Annotated in this window: 24 protein-coding genes and 5 tRNA genes; 6 read left to right on the top strand and 23 right to left on the bottom strand. The window is 49.0% G+C overall.

The genetic code is table 11. From position 1 onward, the window contains the following. Positions 1–12: 12 nt before the first annotated feature. From rplL to G006_RS0118835, 18 genes are all read right to left on the bottom strand, one after another. The gene (rplL, locus tag G006_RS0118920) at positions 13–381 is read right to left on the bottom strand and encodes a 50S ribosomal protein L7/L12 (protein WP_020484796.1); all 369 of its coding nucleotides are present in this window, start codon (positions 379–381) and stop codon (positions 13–15) included. Positions 382–427: 46 nt separating this feature from the next. After that, positions 428–922 carry a 50S ribosomal protein L10 gene (rplJ, locus tag G006_RS0118915; protein WP_026147170.1) on the bottom strand — a complete coding sequence of 165 codons (495 nt, stop codon included), beginning with the start codon at positions 920–922 and terminating at the stop codon, positions 428–430. A gap of 190 nt (positions 923–1,112) precedes the next feature. Continuing rightward, the gene (gene rplA / locus G006_RS0118910; RefSeq protein WP_020484794.1) at positions 1,113–1,808 is read right to left on the bottom strand and encodes a 50S ribosomal protein L1; all 696 of its coding nucleotides are present in this window, start codon (positions 1,806–1,808) and stop codon (positions 1,113–1,115) included. Then, positions 1,808–2,239 (bottom strand): 50S ribosomal protein L11, encoded by a 432-nt coding sequence (gene rplK, locus G006_RS0118905; RefSeq protein ID WP_020484793.1) that lies wholly within the window; start codon positions 2,237–2,239, stop codon positions 1,808–1,810. Before rplK ends, rplA begins: the two co-directional genes overlap by 1 nt. 99 nt (positions 2,240–2,338) lie before the next feature. After that, positions 2,339–2,872 carry a transcription termination/antitermination protein NusG gene (gene nusG, locus G006_RS0118900; RefSeq protein ID WP_020484792.1) on the bottom strand — a complete coding sequence of 178 codons (534 nt, stop codon included), beginning with the start codon at positions 2,870–2,872 and terminating at the stop codon, positions 2,339–2,341. Continuing rightward, positions 2,872–3,252 carry a preprotein translocase subunit SecE gene (gene secE, locus G006_RS0118895; protein ID WP_020484791.1) on the bottom strand — a complete coding sequence of 127 codons (381 nt, stop codon included), beginning with the start codon at positions 3,250–3,252 and terminating at the stop codon, positions 2,872–2,874. The genes nusG and secE overlap by 1 nt, the downstream gene beginning before the upstream one ends. Before the next feature lie 37 nt (positions 3,253–3,289). Next, positions 3,290–3,365 (bottom strand) — tRNA-Trp (locus G006_RS0118890). Positions 3,366–3,399: 34 nt separating this feature from the next. Further along, on the bottom strand, positions 3,400–4,590 hold the full coding sequence (gene tuf / locus G006_RS0118885; RefSeq protein ID WP_020484790.1) for an elongation factor Tu: 1,191 nt from the start codon (positions 4,588–4,590) through the stop codon (positions 3,400–3,402). A gap of 41 nt (positions 4,591–4,631) precedes the next feature. After that, positions 4,632–4,707, bottom strand: a tRNA-Thr gene (locus G006_RS0118880). 20 nt (positions 4,708–4,727) lie between these two features. Continuing rightward, positions 4,728–4,801, bottom strand: a tRNA-Gly gene (locus tag G006_RS0118875). 18 nt (positions 4,802–4,819) lie between these two features. After that, positions 4,820–4,904, bottom strand: a tRNA-Tyr gene (locus G006_RS0118870). Positions 4,905–4,979: 75 nt separating this feature from the next. Next, positions 4,980–5,534 (bottom strand): aminoacyl-tRNA hydrolase, encoded by a 555-nt coding sequence (pth, locus tag G006_RS0118865; protein ID WP_020484789.1) that lies wholly within the window; start codon positions 5,532–5,534, stop codon positions 4,980–4,982. 22 nt (positions 5,535–5,556) lie between these two features. After that, on the bottom strand, positions 5,557–6,153 hold the full coding sequence (locus tag G006_RS0118860) for a 50S ribosomal protein L25/general stress protein Ctc (protein ID WP_020484788.1): 597 nt from the start codon (positions 6,151–6,153) through the stop codon (positions 5,557–5,559). A 45-nt stretch (positions 6,154–6,198) separates the two neighbouring features. Then, positions 6,199–7,152 (bottom strand): ribose-phosphate diphosphokinase, encoded by a 954-nt coding sequence (locus G006_RS0118855; protein ID WP_020484787.1) that lies wholly within the window; start codon positions 7,150–7,152, stop codon positions 6,199–6,201. A gap of 35 nt (positions 7,153–7,187) precedes the next feature. Further along, positions 7,188–7,262, bottom strand: a tRNA-Gln gene (locus tag G006_RS0118850). Positions 7,263–7,271: 9 nt separating this feature from the next. Then, the gene (ispE, locus tag G006_RS0118845; protein WP_026147169.1) at positions 7,272–8,138 is read right to left on the bottom strand and encodes a 4-(cytidine 5'-diphospho)-2-C-methyl-D-erythritol kinase; all 867 of its coding nucleotides are present in this window, start codon (positions 8,136–8,138) and stop codon (positions 7,272–7,274) included. Between the two features lie 5 nt (positions 8,139–8,143). Next, a complete protein-coding gene (lolB, locus tag G006_RS0118840; protein ID WP_235048889.1) occupies positions 8,144–8,677 on the bottom strand; it encodes a lipoprotein insertase outer membrane protein LolB in 534 nt (177 codons plus the stop codon). Between the two features lie 32 nt (positions 8,678–8,709). Continuing rightward, on the bottom strand, positions 8,710–10,434 hold the full coding sequence (locus G006_RS0118835) for a tetratricopeptide repeat protein (protein ID WP_026147168.1): 1,725 nt from the start codon (positions 10,432–10,434) through the stop codon (positions 8,710–8,712). 146 nt (positions 10,435–10,580) lie between these two features. Between G006_RS0118835 and hemA the strand changes: the two genes are divergently transcribed. Genes hemA through G006_RS0118815 form a run of 4 tightly spaced genes read left to right on the top strand, consistent with a single transcriptional unit; the run spans position 10,581 to position 14,197 of the window. After that, positions 10,581–11,831 (top strand): glutamyl-tRNA reductase, encoded by a 1,251-nt coding sequence (gene hemA, locus G006_RS0118830; protein WP_020484783.1) that lies wholly within the window; start codon positions 10,581–10,583, stop codon positions 11,829–11,831. 8 nt (positions 11,832–11,839) lie between these two features. After that, positions 11,840–12,925 (top strand): peptide chain release factor 1, encoded by a 1,086-nt coding sequence (gene prfA, locus G006_RS0118825; RefSeq protein ID WP_020484782.1) that lies wholly within the window; start codon positions 11,840–11,842, stop codon positions 12,923–12,925. After that, entirely contained in the window at positions 12,918–13,778 is an 861-nt protein-coding gene (gene prmC / locus G006_RS0118820; protein ID WP_020484781.1) for a peptide chain release factor N(5)-glutamine methyltransferase, read from the top strand. The genes prfA and prmC overlap by 8 nt, the downstream gene beginning before the upstream one ends. Further along, positions 13,775–14,197, top strand: a complete 423-nt coding sequence (locus G006_RS0118815) for a M67 family metallopeptidase (protein ID WP_020484780.1) — start codon at positions 13,775–13,777, stop codon at positions 14,195–14,197. Before prmC ends, G006_RS0118815 begins: the two co-directional genes overlap by 4 nt. A gap of 111 nt (positions 14,198–14,308) precedes the next feature. On the opposite strand, the gene G006_RS0118810 is transcribed toward G006_RS0118815, so the two are convergent. The 3 genes from G006_RS0118810 to G006_RS0118800 all read right to left on the bottom strand — a co-directional run bounded on the left by G006_RS0118810 (position 14,309) and on the right by G006_RS0118800 (position 18,195). Beyond that, complete coding sequence (locus G006_RS0118810) at positions 14,309–15,247, bottom strand: cation diffusion facilitator family transporter (RefSeq protein ID WP_020484779.1); 939 nt, start codon at positions 15,245–15,247, stop codon at positions 14,309–14,311. A gap of 192 nt (positions 15,248–15,439) precedes the next feature. Beyond that, positions 15,440–17,068: an OprO/OprP family phosphate-selective porin gene (locus tag G006_RS0118805; RefSeq protein WP_020484778.1), complete on the bottom strand. Its 1,629-nt coding sequence runs from the start codon at positions 17,066–17,068 to the stop codon at positions 15,440–15,442. Positions 17,069–17,343: 275 nt separating this feature from the next. Further along, the gene (locus tag G006_RS0118800) at positions 17,344–18,195 is read right to left on the bottom strand and encodes an HDOD domain-containing protein (protein ID WP_020484777.1); all 852 of its coding nucleotides are present in this window, start codon (positions 18,193–18,195) and stop codon (positions 17,344–17,346) included. 178 nt (positions 18,196–18,373) lie between these two features. Between G006_RS0118800 and G006_RS0118795 the strand changes: the two genes are divergently transcribed. Beyond that, the gene (locus G006_RS0118795) at positions 18,374–20,209 is read left to right on the top strand and encodes a GGDEF and EAL domain-containing protein (RefSeq protein WP_020484776.1); all 1,836 of its coding nucleotides are present in this window, start codon (positions 18,374–18,376) and stop codon (positions 20,207–20,209) included. A 150-nt stretch (positions 20,210–20,359) separates the two neighbouring features. Next, positions 20,360–20,833 carry a hypothetical protein gene (locus G006_RS0118790; RefSeq protein ID WP_020484775.1) on the top strand — a complete coding sequence of 158 codons (474 nt, stop codon included), beginning with the start codon at positions 20,360–20,362 and terminating at the stop codon, positions 20,831–20,833. Positions 20,834–20,892: 59 nt separating this feature from the next. On the opposite strand, the gene G006_RS0118785 is transcribed toward G006_RS0118790, so the two are convergent. Together G006_RS0118785 and G006_RS0118780 are read right to left on the bottom strand one after the other, a co-directional pair. After that, complete coding sequence (locus tag G006_RS0118785) at positions 20,893–22,233, bottom strand: sigma-54-dependent transcriptional regulator (protein ID WP_020484774.1); 1,341 nt, start codon at positions 22,231–22,233, stop codon at positions 20,893–20,895. Continuing rightward, positions 22,230–23,855, bottom strand: coding sequence for a sensor histidine kinase (locus tag G006_RS0118780; protein WP_026147167.1), 1,626 nt, complete (start codon positions 23,853–23,855; stop codon positions 22,230–22,232). The genes G006_RS0118785 and G006_RS0118780 overlap by 4 nt, the downstream gene beginning before the upstream one ends. Positions 23,856–23,859 lie beyond the last annotated feature (4 nt).

The following is a 23,859-nucleotide window of genomic DNA, read 5'->3' as shown; positions in this document are numbered from 1 at the left end:
CAGTCAAGATGCTTATTTGATTTCGGCAGTTGCGCCAGCTTCTTCAAGCTCTTTTTTCGCCGCTTCAGCTTCGGCTTTGTTGACACCTTCTTTAACGGTAGTTGGTGCGCCTTCAACAGCGTCTTTAGCTTCTTTCAAGCCCAAGCCTGTCAAACCGCGAACTGCTTTAATAACCGCTACTTTGTTCTCGCCGAAACCGGTCAAGATAACATCGAACTCGGTTTGCTCTTCAACAACAGCCGCTGCTACAGGAGCTGCAACCGCCACTGCCGCCGCAGCAGAAACGCCAAACTTTTCTTCCATCGCTGAAATCAGATCAACGATTTCCATAACAGTCATGTTAGAGACTGCTTCCAAGATGTCTTGTTGTGAAATTGCCATTGTGTATTCCTCTAAAATTAATGAGTTTTAACTGGTTAACGAGAGATTATGCTGCTTCTTTCTCGTCTCTGATTGCAGCCAGAGTACGCGCGAGTTTCTCGACCGGTGCTTTCATGACCGACATCAGCATGCTGATACCTTGATCACGGGTTGGCAATCTTGCCAATCTATCCAGCTCCGATCCGTCAAAGGCTTGTCCGCCGATCGCAACTACTTTAGCGATCAGTTTGTTATGGCCTTTGGAGAATTCGCTGATGAGTCGTGCAGCGCAGCCTGGATCTTCCATGGAAAATGCCAGAATTAAAGGACCAACCAGTCCTTCCTGCATACATTCAAACTCAGTCCCAGCGACAGCACGTTTAGCCAGTGTATTTTTGACTACGCGCAAATAAACGCCCGTTTCTCTCGCGGTTTTACGCAGTTCCGTTAATTCGGTAACTGTCAAACCCCGATATTCCGCAGCAATTGCGGAATGGGCTTTAGCGGCGAATTCAGCAACTTCCTCTACGACAACTTTTTTGCTATCTAAATTGAGTGCCACATCTACCTCCGGTACTTTCCGATTATGCATCGGATCTATGAAACGCATCTTTCGATGCCCCTTTCACGGTCCCTTTCACCAACTTTGCGGCTCCAGCTCCCGTCTGCGTAGGAAAATTAAGCTTGCGCACCTACGGTCTTTGACGGTTGCCGATAACTCGGCAACCCAAAGCCTTACAACTGTTAATTTCTTAAATATCGATGCTGCTTTGATCGATCCACAAACCTGGACCCATAGTCGACGACAGGGCAATTTTTTTCAGATACACGCCTTTCGCTGCCGTAGGCTTGGCTTTTTTCAGATCTGAAATCAAAAACTCCAGATTTTGTTTAAGTGAGGTTTCATCGAAAGACACTTTGCCGATAGAGCAATGAATGATGCCTGATTTATCGGTGCGGTACCTGACCTGTCCTGATTTGGCATTTTTGACTGCGGTAACGACATCTGGGGTTACGGTACCCACCTTTGGGTTAGGCATCAGGCCTCTTGGGCCCAAAATTTGGCCCAATTGACCAACCACCCGCATTGCATCAGGTGAGGCAATGACCACATCAAAGTTCATCTCGCCGCGCTTAACTTGCTCGGCCAAATCGTCCATTCCGACGATGTCCGCGCCCGCTTCACGCGCTGCATCAGCATTAGGGCCTTGAGTAAACACAGCAACTCTTACCGTTTTGCCAGTCCCGTTAGGCAACACGGAGGCACCACGAACGTTTTGGTCGGATTTGCGTGGATCAACACCCAAATTAACACTCACATCCACTGACTCATCAAACTTGCTATTCGCGAACTCTTTTAAAAGAGCCACCGCTTCGGCAACCGAATATTGTTTACTTCTAACTACCTTTTCTTTGATAGCCTTTGCTTTTTTAGTTACTTTTGCCATTACACGCCCTCCACGTTCAAACCCATGCTGCGAGCGCTTCCCGCAATAATTCTTATCGCCGCTTCCAAATTAGCTGCGTTCAAGTCTTCCATTTTGGTTTTAGCGATTTCTTCCAACTGCGCACGCGAAACCGTGCCGACTTTATTAGAATTGGGCTTGCTGCTTCCGCTTTTAATACCCACTGCTTTTTTCAACAAAACCGAAGCGGGTGGCGTCTTGGTAATAAAAGTAAAGCTTTTATCACTATAGACGGTGATAACAACAGGCAAAGGCAGGCCTTTCTCAACTTCTTGAGTTCTCGCATTAAACGCCTTGCAGAACTCCATAATATTGACACCACGCTGACCCAATGCAGGACCAATTGGTGGACTAGGATTAGCCTCACCTGCTTTAACTTGCAGCTTGATGTACGAATCAATTTTTTTTGCCATTTTATACTCCTAACGGGTGCAAACGCTTTTCAGCTCCCCAACAAACAAAAATCCCGGCCACATAAATGACAGGGATTCGTAAAAATCTCGGATTGTAGGTTAGACTTTTTCAACCTGTCCAAATTCTAATTCAACTGGTGTAGATCGACCGAAAATAAGAACCGATACGCGCAACCGGCTCTTCTCGTAATTGACTTCTTCTATGTTGCCATTGAAGTCTTTAAATGGGCCATCGGTAATCCGAACAACTTCCCCAACTTCGAACAACACTTTAGGCCTCGGTTTATTCACACCCTCTTCAACGCGATTTAATATTGCCATCGCTTCTTTTTCAGAGATTGGTGACGGCCTATCTGATGCCCCACCAATAAAGCCCAATACTCTGGGGACGTTCCTTACCAAATGCCATGTTTCGTCATTCAATTCCATTTGCACAAGCACGTATCCGGGAAAGAATTTTCTTTCACTTTTACGCTGCTGACCCATACGCATTTCAACGACCTCTTCGGTAGGAACCAGAATTTTTCCAAAAAATTCCTCCAATCCTTCACGTTTTATGCGCTCTTCCAGAGCTTGCTTGACTTTATTTTCAAAGTTGGAATAAGCATGAACGACATACCAGCGAAGCGCCATTATTTAATCCCCTGGCTCATCAAAAGCTGAACACCCCAAAACAAAAACATATCTAGCAACCACAGTATTAAGCCTACTATGAAGACCATTAAAAAAACCATTAGCGTAGTACGAACCGCCTCGTCTTTAGTGGGCCATACGATTCTCTTGAATTCCTGCTTCGACTCCAGCATAAAACCCCATAGACCACGACCTTTAGCAGTCGTAAAAGCGACAGCCACAGCAGCCGCTAAAACCGCCACCAAAACTAAAACGCGATAAAGAAGCTGCAAATCAGAAAAATAGTAGAACGCTGATATGCCGGCAACAACAAAAACCAGAGATAAAGCCAACTTTACGATGTCCACCACTGAGGAGACTTCTTCTGCCTGTGCGTTCATTTAGTCAACTTGAATTAAATTATGAAGATTCTCTGAATGGCAGGCCAGGAGGGACTCGAACCCCCAACTTGCGGTTTTGGAGACCGCTGCTCTACCAATTGAACTACTGACCTATTCAGAAAATATTTTTTGAATCAAAACCGGTTATTACTCGATAATTGAAGCAACAACACCCGCACCAACGGTGCGACCACCTTCGCGAATCGCAAAACGTAAGCCGTCTTCCATCGCAATCGGTGAGATTAGTTTTACGGTAACAGCGATGTTATCGCCTGGCATCACCATTTCCACACCTTCTGGCAAATCAACCGCACCGGTTACGTCGGTTGTTCTAAAGTAGAACTGCGGACGGTAGCCGTTGAAGAACGGGGTATGACGACCACCCTCTTCTTTGGACAGCACATAAATCTCTGCTTTAAAGTGAGCGTGTGGCTTGATGGAGTTAACATGCGCCAATACTTGACCACGTTCAACATCTTCTCTTTTGGTACCACGCAACAGGACACCGACGTTATCACCCGCTTGACCTTGATCGAGCAGCTTGCGGAACATTTCCACACCGGTGCAGGTCGTTTGAACGGTGTCTTTGATGCCGACGATTTCAACTGCTTCGCCCACTTTGATGATGCCACGCTCAACACGACCGGTTACTACGGTACCGCGACCTGAAATTGAGAACACGTCTTCGATGGGCATCAAGAATTTGCCGTCGATCGCACGCTCTGGCTCAGGAATGTAACTATCCAGGGCCTCAACCAAGCGGACTACGGATTGTACACCAATTTCGCTTTGCTCGCCTTCTAAAGCTTTCAATGCAGAACCCACAATAATAGGGGTATCGTCACCAGGGAATTCATATTGATTCAACAGCTCACGAATTTCCATTTCGACAAGCTCAATCAGCTCGGCGTCGTCTACCATATCTGCTTTGTTCAAGAACACGACAATGTAAGGCACACCGACTTGACGTGACAACAGGATGTGTTCGCGCGTTTGCGGCATAGGACCGTCCGCAGCCGAGCAAACCAGGATGGCGCCGTCCATTTGGGCCGCACCGGTAATCATGTTTTTAACGTAGTCAGCGTGACCAGGGCAGTCAACGTGGGCATAGTGGCGGTTGGCTGACTCATACTCTACGTGTGAGGTAGAAATAGTGATACCGCGCGCACGTTCTTCCGGGGCGTTGTCGATTTGATCAAAAGCCTTGACCTCGCCGCCTTGCAGCTCCGCCATTACTTTTGTTAATGCCGCTGTCAATGTGGTTTTACCATGGTCAACGTGACCAATGGTGCCAACGTTTACGTGCGGTTTCTTTCTTTCAAATTTTTCTTTAGCCATTATGAAACACCCTAACTACAACAGAAACAATCAACCTTATCTGGAGCTCATAACCGGATTCGAACCGGTGACCTCTTCCTTACCAAGGAAGTGCTCTACCTACTGAGCTATATGAGCGAGTACCATTACCTCGAGAATGGAGCGGGTGATGGGAATCGAACCCACGCAATCAGCTTGGAAGGCTGGAGTTCTACCATTGAACTACACCCGCAGATCCCATTAAATTTGGTGGTGGAGGGGGGAGGATTCGAACCTCCGAAGGTAGAACCGGCAGATTTACAGTCTGATCCCTTTGGCCGCTCGGGAACCCCTCCGTTACTTATTCGGTCAATTATCCTTATTTATAAAATCCTAGTCAAGTTTTTTTTAAGAATCCTTTCTAAAGACTCTTAGGCATTAATCAGAGCATAATCGCCCGCAATTAGCGCCTCCATATTTTTTGCCACTCCCTCAAACATACCAAGCAGTCTCGCCTGACCGTCTAGCGACAACCCAGACAATACGTAATCAGCTACCTTTTCCCTTGTCACAGGGCGACCAATACCGAGTCTCAGCCGGTAAAAATCACGAGAATCAATGTGGGCGATAATATCGCGAAGCCCATTATGCCCCCCATGACCTCCATCCCGCTTTAACCTGACAACACCCTCGGACAACTCAAGATCATCATGAACCACAAGCATCTCGTCTGGATTGAGCTTGTAATATCGCAAAAGCTTACCAACAGACATGCCGCTTTTATTCATAAAAGTCATCGGCTTTAACAATATCAGCTTACATCCGCCAATATTGCACTCCGCCACCTCACCGGAAAACTGACCACTGCTCGACCAACCAACACCAGCCAATCCCGCCAGGTACTCCACAAACAAAAACCCGGCATTATGCCGGGTTTTTTCGTATTGCCGCCCAGGATTACCCAGACCAACAACTAACTTAATCATTCAAGCGAAGCTTAATATGCTACTACTCAGCTGACTCCACAGATCTTGGCTTAACAATTTGTGCAACCGGATGATCATGCTCAGCACCATGCTGCAACGCAGCGATTTCAACACCGGCCGGCAAAACCAAATCAGACAAATGTATTGTCGAACCAACATCTACACCAGCCAGATCTACCTCGATAAATTCCGGCAAAGCAGAAGGCATACACAACACCTCGACATCAGCCATTGCATGAGTGACTAAACCGCCCTTTTTAACGCCGACCGAAATAGCTTCATTGATAAAATGCAAAGGAACATGGACTTTCAATTTATGCGTCTCATCAACACGCATAAAGTCCATATGCAAAACTATCGGCTTTGCAGGGTGTCTCTGTATATGCTTAAGAACAGCTTTTTCTGTTTTGCCGTCGATTTTAAGATCAAGCACATGAGAATAAACCGCCTCATGCACCAAATGCTTAACCACTTCGTTATGGTCCAGCAACAACATCTCAGGAGCACCGTTACCACCATAAACTACGGCTGGCACTTTACCCTGGCGACGAACAACTTTGGCCGCACTACTGCCCGAGGCACTGCGAGCTTCTGCAACAAATTCAAACACGTTAGCCATTTTTTTCTCCAAAAGCTTGTTCCACAAGCACTACTTTAATTCTTATCAGTCAACATAAAGCGAGCTTACAGACTCGCCCACAGCTATCCGCCGTATTGTTTCCGCCAACATTTCCGCAACACTTAGCTGCCTGATCTTATCAATCCCGGACAATTCTGCAGTCAACGGAATCGTATCAGTAACCACCAACTCATCAAGAACGGAATTTTCAACATTCTCCGCAGCCGCACCGGATAACACCGGGTGAGTACAGTATGCAACAACCTTCTTGGCACCATTTTTCTTGAGTGCTTCTGCCGCATGACACAAAGTGCCGGCCGTATCGACCAAGTCATCTACCATGACACATGTCCGACCCTCTACATCGCCGATAATGTGCATTATTTCAGAAACGTTCGGCCTAGGCCTACGCTTGTCGATTATCGCCAAATCAGCATCGCCGAGGCGCTTGGCAATGGCTCTAGCCCTTACCACCCCTCCAACATCGGGCGACACCACGATCAAATCTTCGTATTCTTGCCGCCAAATATCGCCTAGCAAAATAGGGGAAGCATACACATTATCAACAGGAATCCCAAAGAACCCCATAATTTGATCAGCATGCAAATCAACGGTCAAAGCCCTGTCAGCCCCGGCATTTCCTATCATATCCGCAACCAATCTTGCAGTAATAGGCACCCTGGCCGATCTTGAGCGCCTATCTTGCCGAGCATAACCATAATAAGGCATCACAGCGGTTATTCTAGCCGCAGACGCCCGCCTCATAGCATCGATCATCACCAACAATTCCATCAGGTTTTCGTTGGTAGGCGCACAGGTAGGCTGTATGACAAATACATCCCTACCTCTAACATTCTCTTCTATCTCAACAAAAATCTCGCCATCACTAAAACGACCAACAGTGGCCATGCCGAGGCGCATATTGAGCTTCTTCACAATACCTTCAGACAACGCCTTATTGGCATTCCCCGAGAATACCATTACCGAGGCTTCACGCATTCAAGCACTCCTAAGGAACTATTGTGTGGAGATTATGGCTGGGCTGCAAGGATTCGAACCTTGGTATGCGAGGATCAAAACCTCGTGCCTTACCGCTTGGCGACAGCCCATTAAATTGATTAAACAGATCCGTGTTCTAATTTTTCATGCAGAGGCGACACATTAAGCCCTCGAGCCAAATAAACCGACCAATTCTGACTCAACACAGAAAAGGCCTCACGCGCCGACTCTTCCGAGTTGAACTGGGCAAACACACAAGCCCCTGTTCCAGTTAATCTCGCTTCTGCATATTGAGACAATGCATCCAATGCATTACTCACCGACTCATACAACTTACTAACGACGGGAAGACAATCATTCCGCCAATCGCCTGCAATGAAGTCGCGCATTGTGATGGGTTTGCTATCTCTTGTCAACTCTTCCGCCAAAAAAATCTGCTTAGTGTTCACGTGACAATCAGGCTTGATCACCACAACCCATTGTTCCGGAATCGTTACGGGCTTTAATTCCTCCCCAACACCTTCACCCCAAGCGGTGTAACCATAGACAAAAACAGGCACATCAGCACCAAGCTGCAAGCCCAACTCCATCAGTTTTTCTAATGGTAACTGCAAATTCCACAACCTATTCAGCACCACCAGAGTAGTTGCAGCATCGGAACTACCGCCACCCAAGCCGCCGCCCATAGGTAGATTCTTTTCGACGTCGATACACACCCCGGATGAACACTCGGTAAATTGCTTCAATAAGTTGGCGGCACGAACAGTTAAGTCTTCGTGTTCCGGGACACCTGGAATTGGATGGCGCAAATAAACCCGGCCATTTTCCGCAGGAAAAAAAGTTATCCAATCACACAAATCAATAATCTGAAATACTGTTTGCAGCAAATGGTAGCCATCGGGACGACGCCCGGTGATCCTCAACATTAAATTCAACTTAGCCGGCGCTGGCCATTTCTCACCCCAACCCGCCGCCTGTTCTTGCATTCCCGTCACGACAAATCCCATTGATCCACTATTAATTTAATTCTTGTCTTATCTTTTTCCGCATTGATTTTTCTCGGCAGTACCACTGCGTTAACATGCTGCATTTCTTTGAAACCGACCCGCCATCCAGCCTGGAAAAAACCATCAGCCTGCTCGACAAAAGACTGCTCTGGGTCAGGCAAGCCAAGCACCCAATATCTCAAAGCATCCACAGGCATCATCACGCCGAGTTGCTCAGCCAATACATCTTCAACCGGCCCGCGAAACTCTTTACGGATATCGCCATCATCCACAGACACCATATCAGCGGACACGGAAATCACAAGCTTGCCTTGAGCCAGCGGCCCAGCAAGCTCTATATCATCCCGATCCAAGCGATGCCGCCAACTCACTGAAGCGGAAAAGGAATCCCTCTCATCAGCTAAAGCCAAACGCCCCTCGAAATACCATTGCCGCTGCTGCTGCAAAACTTGCATATCTTGCAGCCGATAAGCCTCTACAGGCTTCTCGGACAACAAAGAACAGCCGGCCACGGACATCACAGACAACAAAAATACGCTGCTCTTAAAAATCATTGCCCGTTCTGCAAAAACCGCTTTTTAAACTCCAACAAATATTCGTCATCAGGAGATTTTTTATAAACACTGTCGAAAAGCTCTTTTGCTTCCTTTTTTTCGCCTAAAGACCAAAGCACCTCGGCAATATGCGCGGCAATTTCATTTTCCGGCTGCTTCTCGTAGGCTCTACGCAAAAACTCCAGGGCCCGATCAGGCTTTCCGAGCTTAAATTGCAACCATCCGTAGCTATCTATCACCACTGCTTCATCAGGCTGCAAACTGAGAGCGCGCTCCAAATATTTGGCCGCTTCCTCATAGCGTTGTGTTCTATCGGTCAACGTATAACCCAACGCGTTCAGGGCCCCCACATCGTCCGGCTTTTTCTCTAAAATTTTCTGCAAGTCGGATTCCAGCACATCCAGCTTGTCCAAGCGCTCCGCAACCAATGCCCTGGCATATAAGACTTCGCGATTATCGGGCATATCTTTTAAAGCCAGCGTCAAAACATCGAAGGCTTCCTGGTATTTACCCAATTGATTGTAAAGCTCCGCCTTAACCATCAACACCCGCAAATGCTGCTCAGGATACTTGTTATCCATCCGCTTGATGCGCGCCTCGATCTCGTCGAAGCGTTTTTGATTCATCAACAAAGACACCGCAGCCATATCCGCGTCGAATGCATAATTGCCGTCGCTCACCCGATCAAACCAAGTTAACGCCTTATCCGGATGCTGTTGATCAACTTCAATCTTACCCAAGTAAAAACTAGCCTGCCCTTCCCACTCTGGGTTATTCAGCAACTTCTCAAGTACGTTTTCAGCCTTATCGACCTGGCCTTGCTGCATATATACCAAAGCCAACGTAAACAGCGTTTCAGCATCGTCCGGCCTATCTTCCAGCACACTCTGGCACAGCTTTATCGCATCGTCATAGTCGTGACCGTTAACCAACACTTCCAACAACATCTTTCTCAGCATTCTATCTTCCGGCGCCGCCTTAACCGCTTTTTCCAAAGAGGCGCGCGCCTTAGCCAAGTCGCCGGAGCGTCCGGCCAGCTGTGCTTGCAAAATCACAGCCTTATTCCAATCAGGCTGGATCAGCAACGCTTGACTAACTTTCTGCTGAGCCAACTCATTATTCTGGAGAACCGACGCCAAAACCGCCTGCAAGAAAAATACGCTCGCTTGATTAGGATGCTCAACAGCCAACTCTTCCAACACGTCATAGGTAAATTGCGTGCGACCTTCCTTTTCCATCAATTTGGTCATTTCCAGCACACCAGCCTCAAAACCGGCCGGATCATCAGCCAGCATGGCATTGAGATTTTCTAAAGCCGCCTTTTGATCTGAATTTTTGATCGCCAACAACACGGCAAACTTTCTCGCCGCCAAATTTTTACCGTCTTTGGACAACCAAACTGTCAAGGCCTCGCGGGTACGCTGCTCATCTTTCAAAAACAAACCGATTTTGACGGCACGCTCTGCAATCCTAGGATCATCGACTCGCTTAGCGGCTTGCAAATAAGCATCCATGGCCAAATGATACTGATTGCGCTGCCCTGCCAATTCGGCGGCCATCAGCAAATACAGCACCTCTTCGTCGATCACAGTATTGCGGTTAACTCTGCTTTCCAAACCCTCCGGCTTGGCTGGCACACCTTCTGCGTCAGGCTCTTTCTCAGGAGAAACCGCACATCCTGACATCGATAAAAACATTGCTATGGCTATCCATTTTTTCATGCAATCAATTGACCCACTTTTGAAAAACTATTGACGATAGATTACCAGAAAAAGCCCCTGAATCGGACTGTCGTTTCATTGTATTTGGACAAAAACAGCGCATTCCTTAAAATAGCGGACTTTTCTTGTGCTATTGTTCGCAACCGATGACTCTTCTTGCCGTAGGGATAAATTACAATACCGCCCCGGTCGCGATCCGCGAACGCTTGGCGTTCCCGACGGAAGCGCTCGATAACACCTTGAAAAACCTGTGGAATCTTCGCGAAATCAGCGAAGCGGCCATTCTATCGACTTGCAATCGCACCGAGTTTTACTACCAGGCCGACAGCGATAACCAATCCTCGTTGGTAAACTGGATAGCCGACACCAAACAGATCAAACCAGCCGACTTCACTCCCTACCTTTACAGCTACAAAGACAGCCAGTCGATAAGACATATGTTCCGAGTGGCTTGCGGTCTGGATTCGATGATCTTGGGCGAGCCGCAAATTCTCGGCCAAATGAAAACCGCCTACCATGCCGCTTCACAAGCCGGCACGCTGGGCAGAAATCTCAGTAAATTATTTCAACACACCTTTTCCGCCGCAAAAAAAGTGCGCACCGACACCGCTATCGGCTCCAGCCCGGTCTCCGTCGCATTTGCCGCCGTGCAACTGGCGCAACAGATTTTCGACAAGCTCAGCGAACAAACCGCGTTACTAATAGGTGCAGGCGAAACCATAGAACTTACCGCCCGCCATCTATACCAGCACGGTATCGGCCGCATCATTATTGCCAATCGCACTTACGACAAAGCCCACGCTTTAGCCATGCAATTCAACGGCTACGCGATAAACCTAGCCGAGTTGCCGAATCATTTGGCGGAAGCCGATATTGTGGTGTCGTCCACCGCCAGCCAATTGCCGATACTTGGCAAAGGCCGCGTGGAAAGCGCGATCAAGATCCGCAAGCACAAACCGATGTTCATGGTTGATCTAGCCGTGCCGCGTGACATTGAGGCAGAGGTTGCACAACTGCGCGACGTGTATTTGTATACCGTCGACGACCTGCAAAACACCGTCAATCAAAATATGGACTCGCGCCGCCGCGCCGCCGAGCAGGCTGAGGAAATTATCGACACTCAAGTCGAACATTTTATGGCCTGGCTACGCTCTCAAGGCGCGCAGGAAACCATCCGCGATTTCCGCACCCAGGCCGAACAAACTCGCGACGAAGCATTACAAAAGGCTTTAGCCCAACTCAACAGCGGCGCAGCTGCCGACGAAGTGTTGCAGCGCCTCGCCCACACCTTGACCAATAAATTGATCCACACCCCCTGCGCGCAATTGCGCGAGGCTGGCGCCAATGAACGCCACGACCTGATCGCCGCTTCCCGCGAAATTTTCAAATTACGATAAGCCACTGAATGAAACCCTCGATACAAACCAAACTGGAAAACCTCGGCGAACGCTTCGAAGAAATCACCGCGTTGTTGTCGCAACCGGAAGTACAAAGCAATCAAAACCAATTCCGCAGTCTAAGCCAGGAATACGCGCAGATCGAGCCACTGGTCGCCTGTTACAAAACCTATCAGGAAAACGAAGCCAATCTGGAATCGGCCCAGGAAATGGCCAAGGACAGCGACCCGGAACTGAGGGAAATGGCCAAGGAGGAAATCCAGGCTGCTGAAGCCCAACGCGAGGAATTGACACAACAACTGCAAATCCTGCTGCTGCCAAAAGACCCGAACGACAACCGCAACGTGTTTCTGGAAGTCCGAGCCGGTACCGGTGGCGACGAAGCGGCAATATTCTCTGGCGATCTTGCGCGCATGTATCAACGCTATGCGGAAAAGCAAGGCTGGAGCACCGAGATCATCAACGAAAATCGCGGCGAACACGGCGGCTTTAAAGAAGTCATCATGCGCATCAGCGGCCAGAATGTTTACTCGCAACTGAAATTCGAGTCGGGCACCCATCGCGTACAACGCGTACCGGAAACCGAATCGCAAGGCCGCGTGCATACTTCGGCGTGCACCGTGGCGATCATGCCGGAGGTCGATGCGGTTGACGAAATCGACATAAACCCTGCGGATTTGCGCGTCGACACCTTCCGTGCCTCCGGCGCCGGCGGCCAGCACGTCAACCGTACTGAATCGGCTATCCGTATCACCCATATTCCGTCCGGTGTGGTGGTGGAATGTCAGGACGAACGCTCGCAGCATAAAAATCGCGCCCGCGCGATGTCGGTTTTACAAGCGCGCTTAATGTCTGCAGCCCAGGAAAAACAGCATGCCGAACAGTCTGAAAGCCGCAAACTGCAAGTCGGTAGCGGTGATCGTTCCGAGCGCATCCGCACCTATAACTACCCGCAAGGCCGTCTGACCGATCATCGGATCAATCTGACGCTCTACAAACTGGAAGAGATTATGGAAGGCGGACTGGAGCATGTGGTTCAACCGCTGATACACGAACATCAGGCGGAATTATTGACGCAGTTGGGCAATGTCTAAAAACAATGACCATTCGCTCCTGAGCCTGTTAATCGCGGCAAACGAACAGCTAAGCACGACATCCGAAACCGCAATGCTTGACGCCGAAGTATTGCTTTGCCACTGCCTGAACAAAAACCGCTCATTTCTCCGGGCCTGGCCGGAACATCAGCCTAGCGCTGAACAACTCGCGCAGTTTCAATTACTGGTCGAACAACGCTCGCAAGGCACGCCGGTTGCCTACCTAACCGGCCAGCGCGAGTTCTGGTCGCGCGATTTCAAAGTCAGCCCGGATGTGTTGATTCCCCGACCCGACACCGAATTGCTGATCGAGCTCAGCCTGTCGCTATTACCGACAGACCGGCCCTGTAAAATCATCGATCTCGGCACCGGTTCCGGGATTATTGCCGTCACGCTGGCCGCCGAGCGACCATTGACCCAAGTATTTGCCAGCGATCTAAGCTCGGCAGCTTTAGAAGTCGCCCGATATAACGCGCAGCAACTCAACACGGGCAGTGTGAGTTTTTTGCAATCGAGTTGGTTCGACAATATCGAGGAAACGGGCTTTGATTTGGTACTTAGCAATCCACCCTACATCGCGGATAAAGACCCGCATTTGTACGAAGGCGATGTACGCTTCGAACCCAGCAGCGCTTTGATCAGCGCCGAAAACGGCCTGCAAGACATTCGGCAACTTGCCGAACAAGCCCGTGCGCATTTGAAAGACTATGGGCAATTATTGGTCGAACACGGCTACAATCAACAAACCGAGGTACAGGCCATTTTCAACGAATTGGGTTACCGACAGGTCAACACACATGCCGATTTATCCGGCAATCCTCGGGTGACTTCAGGAATTTGGAACACATTATGAACAACAGCGAAATTTCTCTGCCGCGCAAGCTCACCAATCAGTTACTGCACTTGGCGCAGCTATCCCCGGACACGGAGATTTGCGGTCTAATCGGCGCGGATAACGCGGGCCTGCCAGTGAGTTGTTATCCGGTGGCAAATTGCGCGGCCACACCAGAGAACCGGTTCCTATTGGACGCCAGCCAGCAAATCGAAGCCATGCGCCAAATACGCGAAAAAGGCGAAACGCTATTTGCTATCTACCACTCGCACCCGCACACTCCGGCCCAGCCTTCACCGACCGACATCCAGGAAGCCAGCTATCCGGATGCGCTGCATTTGATCATTTCCTTAAATACCAAGGGCGTGTTGGAAATGCGCGGCTTCAAAATTGCCGGACAAAGCGTGGAAGAGCTGGGGTTGAGTCTGATTGAGATATGAAACTCAAAGGAAATATAGGATGTGCTGAACAACGTGAAGCGCATCGGGCGCGATTGATGCGCTTCGCTTTCGCTCAGCACATCCTACTCTACCCGCAAAGACTATTTCGAGTTAGTGCTCCCAGGAAGCCACATCTTCGATAGGTTCAAGATGGGTATCGATATCAATATTGTCGAACTTGTCCTTGATCTGCTGCTCAATGGCTTCCAGCAAATCATGGCCCTGCTGCACCGTCCAGCCACCCGGCACCAACACATGCACCGACATGAAACGCCTGGCGCCGGCGTAACGCGTCCGTAACGCATGATAAGCAATGCCATCGCCGGCCACATACTCATCCAGCACAGCGACAATTTCAGCGATTTCCGCCGGCGATAGTGCCGCATCCAACAAGCCCGACACTGTCCGGCGAATCAATTGCAAGCCGGCCCAGACAATATTTAACGCCACTCCTATGGCAATAATCGGGTCGAGTATTTCCCAGCCATTCAACCCCAATTGCCTGGCAAACGCCAGACTCGGCTCGAAACGGTTTGCCACCGAGATAATGGCAATGCCGACCAAAATCCCGACTGTCGTCCAGACATCGGTCATCAAATGCTTACCGTCGGCTTCCAGGGTAATCGACTGCCGACGGCGGCCGACACCAATCAAAATTCGGGCAACCGCCAAATTGATCAGAGAAGCAAACACCGAAACCGCAATACCCAGATCAAGTTGCTGTAGCGGCAGTGGATTCCACAAGCGTTCCCAGGCCGCGTAGCCAATACTAAAAGCCGCCAGCAAAATCATGATGCCTTCCGCACCGCTGGAAAAATATTCAACTTTTTCGTGACCGTAGGCGTGGGTATCGTCCGGCGGCCGCGCCGAAATAGTCAGCACTACCAGCATGATGATCGCCGCCACCAAATTAATCAGCGACTCAAGTGCATCGGACAGCAAGCCCACGGAACCGGTCAGCCAATAGGCGTAACTTTTTAGTGCGATGGTGCTGACGGCGGCAGCAATGGATAGCCAGCCATATCGGGCTAGAGATTGTTGGTCAGTCATATCAAAAGCAAATGCTAAAAATAGCTGGTTAGTTTAACAGACCGAGTCATAACAACAGCTATCGATAACACCAAGTAACGTTGGAGTACATTCCTTCTGAAATTCAATCCAAAAAAAACCGCCTGGATCATTTTGAATCCAGGCGGTTTTTAGTTTAATCAAAGGAGCAATTTAAGCCCCCTTGCGTATCTATTAGAAATCAACTTGGCCGCGCATTTCGAACATATCCAAGTTGCCACCGTCCCAAGAAGCGCCTCTTGCGCCACCAAGTGTAGTGTTGGCTTGCTGAACATCCAGTACATGAATGTAGTTAGCCATAAATTTGAAGTGAGAATGAGGATACCAATTCACACCGAATTTCGCAGTTGATGCTTCCCCCCCATTTATGCCGCCACTATTTAAGTTCAGATGGTCATAACCCGCCGCAACTTCCCAGGCGCCTGAGCCACCTTTCATATCGAAGTTTCTATTGGGTTTAATACGATCCCAAGCACCGGTTTTCGCTTTGTAGGCACGTGATTCGCCTGTCAGGAAGTAACTGACATATCCATAGTAACCAGATAGCGTCGCACCATCAGCAAATCGAGCGTTTGGCGCGTTGGATGAATTGCTGATATCAGTTTGGATGTACTCAGCCTGTGCCGAAAATGGACCGTACAGCAATGCTGTTTCACCACCCATCCGGGTGAGCGTTGAACCAAGAGGAATCGTGCCAGTATTGAGTACGTTGGTTCTATCAACGTTGCTATTGACCGCAGCGGTATAGGCCATGTTATTAGTGCCACCGCCAAGATTGTTCGGCATGAATCGCTCAGAACCTGAAGCACCAATGTGTAAAAACTTGGTTTTATCAACAAACCACGGCAAGCCCGTCACACGACCTGTAATTTCCCAGCCCATATCACCTGAGCCACCATTGCGATTGTTATCGCCGTTACTATTGACTACCACTGATGTCGTACACCCAGCGTTTGTACAGACCGCGTTACCGTTTTTAGATGTAGAGTAAGCCCAACCGCCACCCACCGGCTCAGTCATTACGGCACCAGATGCGGTCCACCGAGGTTCCGCCCAAGTCAAGCCAATACCCGTTTTGTAGGCATTCGGGTTATCGGAGAACGAGTTGACCGCCATGTTACGTTCAATAAAGGTTAGCCAACGGTTGCTGGTTGCTTCCTCCAAACTGAAGGGTTCCTTGAACGATCCGATTTTCACGCCAAGGTTACTGTAACCTTTCCAGTTAAGGTAGGCATCGGTAATACCAGCCGCTACAGAGCCATTACCGCGGCTAAAATCGTACTCGAACTTATATTCGTAATCCTTAAAGAAACTACCTTCGACACCCAGACGAGCACGGCGAATATTTGCGCCATCTGCCAGTTGTTGAGTACTATTCGGAGTACTGCCAGTCGTGGTGTTTGCGTCCTGAACGTTCATTTGCGCATCAACCTGCATCCTGCCATTGATAGCCATTTCGAAATTGCCATCCTTGCTTTCGAACTTGATACCTTTCTCGCTAAGTTCTAGTTCGCTAAATTTAGGATCTTTAATGTGCTCATCCAGTGCTTTTAATTCGTTGTTTTTCAAAGCCAAATCTTCCTTGATTTGTGCAATTTCAGCTTTCGTGGCTTGCGCTTCAGCTTTTTGTGCGGCGGTATCTTCGACTTTTTCAAATGAACCCAACTTAGTGCGACCCGGACCTGGCTCGGCAAAAATCTGCTTGGTTTTGGCATCAACATACAAATCCAGCGCCATCGCCTCGGCGCAAATACCCGAGCCGATAACGGCTGCCACTGCCAGGCTCAGCTTAGAAAGTCTCATCAAATTTCTCCAATAATTATATAAATCAATGCGTTACTCAAAGATCACAACGACCAGCGAGCTTGAGCGCATTGTATGGAGGCAATATGACAACTTTATGACAAAACGAATTTAATTGGCCTATCCGTTGTTTTTTTGCGACAAAAACCGCATTCGAGAAAAGTCGATAGCCTATCTCTAGCTAATTATTGAGATCTTTTCGATTGGCTGCTGTCACCTTTCAGCAACAGATATTCAAGGAATTGTAGGAAGCAGCTGCAATTGCCTAAGCGCACTTAGACAGTGGGATAGAACAATTTAAAAATGACTTCGAATTCGTCGCTGATTTTATCGAGGATGAAACTGATTTGTTCGGGCGTCAGATTCAAAGCATTGACAGCGTGGGCATCGTAGGGATTTTCGATTCGACTTAAGCAGTTGGCCAGCCTGACCATGGCCGCCAGATCGGCGTAAGGCCCGATCAGATCAGGAAAGCAATGCAAGCGAATACTTTCCACGATAACGTCCGGTAACATCCATTGTTTGCACAACTCGGCACCGGCCTGAAAGTGGTCGAAGCCGATCACGTTCTGCTCCACCGTGACCTCTTCGTCCACCGCGAGCGGGATTTGCGATTGCAGTAATAAGTCGACTTCCCGGGCCAATACCGGAATCCGCCGATAAAACACCAATTGCCCGATGTTGTGGACCAAGCCGCACAGAAACGCGGTGTCGGCATAGTGCTTGCCGAAATGAATATCCAACTCGCGTGCAATCAACGCGCAGCGCAAATTTCTGGCCCAAAAATCGTGTATAGAGAAATGTTGTCCCGGTAAATCGGAAAAGCGTTCGACAATTAAGGTACCCAGCACCAGATTCTGCAACTCACGGGTACCAATCATGGTAATGGCTTTGGCAATCGAACTGATTTGGGATGGAAACCCATAAAAAGCACTATTCACTATCTTCAGTAGCTTTACCGCCAATGCCGCATCGGCTTCGATCACCACAGCCGCGTCTTTCGCGGTCTTATTCGGATCTTCGACTATTTTTTTTAACAAAAAATAGACATTCGGCGGCGAGGCGAGTTGTAAATCACCTCTAAGCAAATCGGCAACAGTCAATGTGGACGGTGAGTAAGCTATCATCAATAATTCTAAAAAATTAAATTTACACCTATACTGAAAACCAATAGCATAGAAATAGCATTAAAGGCTGCGCTTAAACCTAGACCAATTATATGAAAATACAAGCTTATTAAATGCCGGCCTCCTCCTGACCATGCTGACAGCTCCCGATTTTATGCCAATACCTGGATGGTATTAGATGATTGCCAATGACGCGCTCAAAGAAAAACTGATTGTCGTTGCGGAGCATAATGAAGTCTCTGCTCAAAAAATCGCTTCCACATTGAAAGCCAAAGGCTTTACCGATATTCGTATTGCTGAAAATGGCGAACAAATATACGAAATATTGAAGCCTTACGCCGATCAACCCGACAGAATCGGTCTGATCGTGCTGAACGCAATGTTGCCGCTTTGCCATCCTCGGGAGATGTGTCAAAGCTTATCCAGCGCCAACTCGGTATCAGTCATCCCGGTGGTGATTCTGAACGACGACTGCTTTGACTGCGAACTTGATCGTTGTCAGCCGCAACAAGACAATTGCTTAACTTATAAAATCAATACGCCGGTTAACACCCAGGAGCTGATACTTGCAGTAAAGTTTTTGCTGAGCCTGAAACAGGAACGCCAATTGCGTCACCGTCAGGAAGAACAATTGATCAATGAATTAGCCGCCAAAAACGTTATCGATGCGAAACTGAAGTTTCTGGTCGCGCACGACGAATTAACCGGTTTATTTAATCGCAGTAGTTTCGAGCGCCAACTGAGATTGGTGCTAAATCATAGTAATAAAGCGCAAAAAGACGGGTCTTTATTGTTCATTGATGTGGACCGCTTCAGCCTGATTAACGAACTGGAAGGCTTTGAAGTGGGTGATCGTTTACTGGTCGAAATGGCCATTCTGGTCCGAAAACTATTACCGGCCGGCAGTTTATTCGCCCGCATCGGTGCCGACGAGTTTTGTTTATTCCTGGAAAACAAAACCAAAAAGCAAGCACAGATTCTCGCAGAAACCATCAAAACCACCGTGGACAATTTCCGTTTCTTCACCGGAGAAGTGTCTTACAGCGCCTCGGTGTCCATCGGTATCGCCGCGCTGGACAATACCGTTTCCGCGTTCCATCCGGGCGAAATGATTTTACATGCGCGCCAAGCTTGCAATTTTGCAAAAAGCACCGGCAGAGACAAAATCTGCGTTTACAACAGCGATGATCTAATCGTCAAGGAAAGACGCCGGGACATTTATTGGGTGCCGTTGATTCGCAAGGCCTTGCGGGATAATCAGCTATTTCTGGTGTTCCAGCCTGTGGTGCAGTTGTCGGACGGCAATGTCTCTCACTACGAAGTGTTGTTGCGCATGCGCGGCGAAGGCAATGAAGTCATCACGCCGGATCAGTTTATTCCGGTGGCGGAAAGAACCGGCTTGATTCACGCGATAGACCTTTGGGTCGTTGAAAACGCCATCGACTTTCTGGCGGCACTACCCAGTTACATGTCTTATATTTCCCTGGCCGTAAACCTTTCAAGTACCGCGTTTCAGTATCCGGATTTACTTTCCACTATTAAGGATAAACTGGAAATGACCTGGATAGACGCCAACCGTTTAACCTTCGAAATTACTGAAACAGCCGCCGTGGACAATTTTGAAAAAACCCGGCACATGATTAACAAAATAAGAGCCTTGGGTTGCAAATTCGCTCTGGACGATTTCGGCGCCGGCTTTTGTTCGTTCAACTATCTCAAAACCTTTCCGGTCGATTACGTGAAAATCGACGGTCAATTCATCAGAAACCTGCTCGACAACGAAACCGACCAGATACTCGTTAAATCCATGGTGGAAATTGCCTCAAAACTCGGCAAGAAAACCATCGCCGAATTCGTCGAATCGGCAGGTACGGCGATAAAGCTGAAAGAAATCGGCGTCAATTTCGGCCAAGGCTACGCATTCGGCAAACCCGAGCAGAATCTACTGGATGGCCAGAAGGTTTCGCTGAACCTTTTGCTGGGTAGCAGCCAGGTAGCCAGTTTAATCACTTGAAACGGATTAAACATAATTCGCGAACTTTTCGGCAAATGGGGTATTAGTTTACCGACTTGACTAGCTCTGGTATATTCGCCCGCGGAGTTTAAAACGTGTCATCACATTGTTCTGAATCTTAATAAATAAAACAAACAAAGGGGAAGGGTTATGGCTGAATTGCTTTTTATAGCGACGACTATTTTTGTAGCTTATGTAGTATTTGTAGTGATGGGCGGCAAAAAAGAAAAACCGGAAACAAGTAAACCCGAGCCCGCCAAGCCGGCAATCCAAACCGAACTGGCACCTCCTCCTCCCGCAGCTGTAAAAACCACCGCAAAACCCGCTCCAGCCAAAGCCGCCACACCCAAACCCGCCGCCCCCAAAGCCAGTAAATCCGCCCCGGTAAAAAAAGCCGCCGCAGTTTCTCCAACACCCGCTGTCGATAGCCTGAAAAATCCAAACACAGGTGAAGTGGCCAAAGTTCCAGCCAGCTATGCCTTTGCCAAACGCTGGATCAAAGATGCATTAGTAGAAGAAGGCTTGCTGGACAAAGTGTATAAAAACAACGAACTGGACGACGCCGCAAACGCCAAAATCCAAGCCGCGCTGCAACAACTGAAAGGCATGAGCAAATATCAATAGGGATATTTCGAGTTATTTAGGCGAGTAGTAGGCTCCTACTCGCTTACAATCGATTTTTGTTATTCCAGACCCAACTTTTTCAAGCGATACCGTAGCGAACGAAAACTTAGGCCCAAGTATTTAGCAGTGGCGGTTTTGTTCCAACGATTTTCCTCCAGCGCGGCGCTCAAGGCTTTTTTCTCTATGTCTTCGAGATACGTTTCCAGCGACATCTTCTCCGCATCAAAATCTTCGACCGCCGCCAATTCCATCCCCAAAGGCAGGTTCAGATCGTCGGCTTCGATCACGCCGCCATCGTGCAAGGCCAGCGCTCGCTCCAGTATATTTTCCAGCTCCCGGACATTTCCTGGGAAATAATAGTGCTTTAAAGCGTTTAGCGCTGAGTCACTGAGCCTGGGCAAATCCATACAGTTAGCATTAGCCAACCCCGCCAATAAGTGCTCGGTAAGCTGAGGAATATCGGCAGGCCGGGCGCGCAAGGGCGGCAAACTCAGTTCGATGACATTGATCCGGTAATACAAATCCTGCCTAAAACTGCCTTCTTGAACCATTTTGGTCAAATCCTTGTGAGTTGCACTCAATAAGCGCACATCGACTGCAACCTCCCGCTGCTCGCCAACCGGACGGACTTTTTTCTCCTGAATCGCCCGCAACAATTTGACTTGCAAGGGCAAAGGCAAATCGGCCACTTCGTCCAAAAACAAGGTGCCGCCATCGGCCGCTTGAAACAATCCCTGCTTGTCGGCTACCGCGCCGGTGAAACTGCCTTTTTTATGGCCGAAGAATTCGCTTTCCATCAATTCGGGAGGAATCGCGCCGCAGTTGATCGCAATAAATGGCTTATCGCCGCGCGGGCTTTGCTGATGTATCAATCTGGCCACCAACTCTTTCCCCGAACCGGACTCGCCGCTGATATAAACCGGCGCCTGATTGCGAGCCACCTTGTCGATCTTCGAACGAATGGCACACATCAGCGCCGACTCGCCGAGCAAGATGTCGCGGGTGCGCCGCTCTTTGTCGGACACCCGAGTTAGCGAGGCTTGCAGCGCATGACTGACCAGCTGCCGAAGCACAGCCAGATCGACGGGCTTGGACAGAAAATCGAACGCGCCCTTTTTCATGGCTTTGATCGCAATATCCATGCTGCCATGCGCGGTAATCACCGCCACCGGCAACTGCAATCCGGCCAATTGAATGTAATCGACCAAATCCAGCCCGTCGCCGTCCGGTAACTTCATATCGGTAAGACACAAATCGAACACTTCAGCGGCCAGTAACTGTTTGGCCTCGGCCAAATTGGCCGCGCAACGGGTTTGAATGTGCATCCGGTTTAGGGTTATTTCGAGTAATTCTCTGATGTCGGGCTCGTCGTCGACAACCAGTGTGACAGGCATATTCATATTTCAATAACAGCGTGATCGGCATTAGCCAGCAACAAAGTGAAACAAGGTTTTCCGGAACTGGTGGCGTAACTTAACTCCGCTTGATTCAGTTCGGCCAATTCCCTGGAAATATACAAACCTAAGCCGGTACCTTGGTGAGAGGTGGTAAAGAACGGTTCGAACAAATGCTGCCGATGCTCAGTGGCAATTCCGGCGCCATTATCGATAATTTTAATACACGGCGCATCCTGCACCAGGGAGACTTCAAGCACGATAGGCCCTAGCTCAGGCCTACCGTATTGCAGCGCATTGGCGCAGAGATTGTCGAGAATTTGCTTCAAGTGACCGCTATCGATACAGGCATTCAAGCCTTGCGCCTTAAAAACCAATTTAAAACACTCCGCCCGCTCACCCAGATTCAATTTTTGGTCGTTAATGTAGGCCGGTAACCACTGATCCAAAGCGATTTTTTGTTTCTGCGACGGGTTGCGCCGAGACAACTTGAGAATATCCTCGATGATGCTGTTTACGCGCTGACAATGATGCTGAATGATTTCCGTCAGCCGCAGTTCCTGCACATCCAGATCCGGCGCTTCGGATAGCAATTGCCCGGCATGACTAATTGCACTGAGCGGATTGCGAATTTCATGGGCAATACTGGCGGTCAACCTGCCTAGAGACGCCAGCTTGCTCTGTTGTAAGCGTTGGTTATACAAAGCAATGTCCTCGAAAATCAGCATATACAGGGCTTCGTCATCCATACTCAACTCGGAAAATCGCACTTGCACTTCGTTGCGATTGGCTAATTGGATAATGGCAAAATCCTGGTCCCGATTGGCGCGCCACAACTCGAAAGCCTGCCTCAGCTCAGGCGCCACCTCGGCAAGTTCCTCCGGGTGCAACACCAAGCCCAACAACCGCAACGCCGATTGATTGGACAGCTGAGTCACCTGCCGCTCATCGACGATCATGATGCCCGATTGCAAATGCTGGATGATATAGCGGTTAAGACTTTCCAGCCTGGCGATAGTCTGCTCGTGCCGTCTGGCCAAAACCGCCGATTGTTCGGCGCGCTGCGCCAATATTACCGACAAAAATGCTATCGAAAAAAACGACACCCCCAGCATGCCGGCATAGGTCATGGTGGTATTTTCGAAAGCATGCGTTTCTATCGCATACACCTCTTCAGCAAGAATTGCCAGGCTAGCCAAGGCTGCAAACAACATCGCGCAGCGCCCGCCAATCAATAAGCCACCCGCCGCCATGGAGATAGCCAGCAAGATGCCAATGCCGCTGCCAATCCCACCGCAGGCATGCATCAACAAGGTAATGAAGACAATATCGGTAAAAATAAACAACTGTGCCAGACTGGCATAAGCCCAACGCGGTCGAAATGCGACCGGCGCGGCAATCAGCGAAATCCCCAGATAGGCAACACTGGTGAACTGGTACAATGATGCGTCGTAGGAACCCAATAACGACGGCCCAAACCGCAAATAAAACAGCATCACAAACAAGCTGGCGGTGATGAATCGATAGAGGGCGAAAATCTTCAACATCAACCACGCTTGCCGAACGGGAATGCCGTACCCTTTGGAAAAAGGGCAGGGATAAATAGTATCGACCGATGAAGAAAGCATTGCC

This window comes from Methylomonas sp. MK1 (assembly GCF_000365425.1).
In the GTDB taxonomy this organism is placed as follows: domain Bacteria; phylum Pseudomonadota; class Gammaproteobacteria; order Methylococcales; family Methylomonadaceae; genus Methylomonas.
The sequence above is the reverse complement of the archived record's forward strand: the minus strand, read 5'-3'. Positions and strand labels throughout refer to the sequence as shown.

Excerpts from the sequence above, each read along its gene's own strand:
- G006_RS0118860 (WP_020484788.1), bottom strand. The coding sequence starts at position 6,153 with ATGGCTAACGTGTTTGAATTTGTTGCAGAAGCTCGCAGTGCCTCGGGC.
- G006_RS0118835 (WP_026147168.1), bottom strand. The coding sequence starts at position 10,434 with ATGAAAAAATGGATAGCCATAGCAATGTTTTTATCGATGTCAGGATGT.
- G006_RS0118805 (WP_020484778.1), bottom strand. The coding sequence starts at position 17,068 with ATGAGACTTTCTAAGCTGAGCCTGGCAGTGGCAGCCGTTATCGGCTCG.
- ispE (WP_026147169.1), bottom strand. The coding sequence starts at position 8,138 with ATGCAAGAACAGGCGGCGGGTTGGGGTGAGAAATGGCCAGCGCCGGCT.
- G006_RS0118855 (WP_020484787.1), bottom strand. The coding sequence starts at position 7,152 with ATGCGTGAAGCCTCGGTAATGGTATTCTCGGGGAATGCCAATAAGGCG.
- rplA (WP_020484794.1), bottom strand. The coding sequence starts at position 1,808 with ATGGCAAAAGTAACTAAAAAAGCAAAGGCTATCAAAGAAAAGGTAGTT.
- secE (WP_020484791.1), bottom strand. The coding sequence starts at position 3,252 with ATGAACGCACAGGCAGAAGAAGTCTCCTCAGTGGTGGACATCGTAAAG.
- nusG (WP_020484792.1), bottom strand. The coding sequence starts at position 2,872 with ATGGCGCTTCGCTGGTATGTCGTTCATGCTTATTCCAACTTTGAAAAT.
- G006_RS0118810 (WP_020484779.1), bottom strand. The coding sequence starts at position 15,247 with ATGACTGACCAACAATCTCTAGCCCGATATGGCTGGCTATCCATTGCT.
- lolB (WP_235048889.1), bottom strand. The coding sequence starts at position 8,677 with ATGTCCGTGGCCGGCTGTTCTTTGTTGTCCGAGAAGCCTGTAGAGGCT.
- hemA (WP_020484783.1), top strand. The coding sequence starts at position 10,581 with ATGACTCTTCTTGCCGTAGGGATAAATTACAATACCGCCCCGGTCGCG.
- G006_RS0118785 (WP_020484774.1), bottom strand. The coding sequence starts at position 22,233 with ATGAATATGCCTGTCACACTGGTTGTCGACGACGAGCCCGACATCAGA.
- rplL (WP_020484796.1), bottom strand. The coding sequence starts at position 381 with ATGGCAATTTCACAACAAGACATCTTGGAAGCAGTCTCTAACATGACT.
- prmC (WP_020484781.1), top strand. The coding sequence starts at position 12,918 with ATGTCTAAAAACAATGACCATTCGCTCCTGAGCCTGTTAATCGCGGCA.
- pth (WP_020484789.1), bottom strand. The coding sequence starts at position 5,534 with ATGATTAAGTTAGTTGTTGGTCTGGGTAATCCTGGGCGGCAATACGAA.
- tuf (WP_020484790.1), bottom strand. The coding sequence starts at position 4,590 with ATGGCTAAAGAAAAATTTGAAAGAAAGAAACCGCACGTAAACGTTGGC.
- G006_RS0118790 (WP_020484775.1), top strand. The coding sequence starts at position 20,360 with ATGGCTGAATTGCTTTTTATAGCGACGACTATTTTTGTAGCTTATGTA.
- prfA (WP_020484782.1), top strand. The coding sequence starts at position 11,840 with ATGAAACCCTCGATACAAACCAAACTGGAAAACCTCGGCGAACGCTTC.
- G006_RS0118795 (WP_020484776.1), top strand. The coding sequence starts at position 18,374 with ATGATTGCCAATGACGCGCTCAAAGAAAAACTGATTGTCGTTGCGGAG.
- G006_RS0118800 (WP_020484777.1), bottom strand. The coding sequence starts at position 18,195 with ATGATAGCTTACTCACCGTCCACATTGACTGTTGCCGATTTGCTTAGA.
- rplK (WP_020484793.1), bottom strand. The coding sequence starts at position 2,239 with ATGGCAAAAAAAATTGATTCGTACATCAAGCTGCAAGTTAAAGCAGGT.
- G006_RS0118815 (WP_020484780.1), top strand. The coding sequence starts at position 13,775 with ATGAACAACAGCGAAATTTCTCTGCCGCGCAAGCTCACCAATCAGTTA.
- G006_RS0118780 (WP_026147167.1), bottom strand. The coding sequence starts at position 23,855 with ATGCTTTCTTCATCGGTCGATACTATTTATCCCTGCCCTTTTTCCAAA.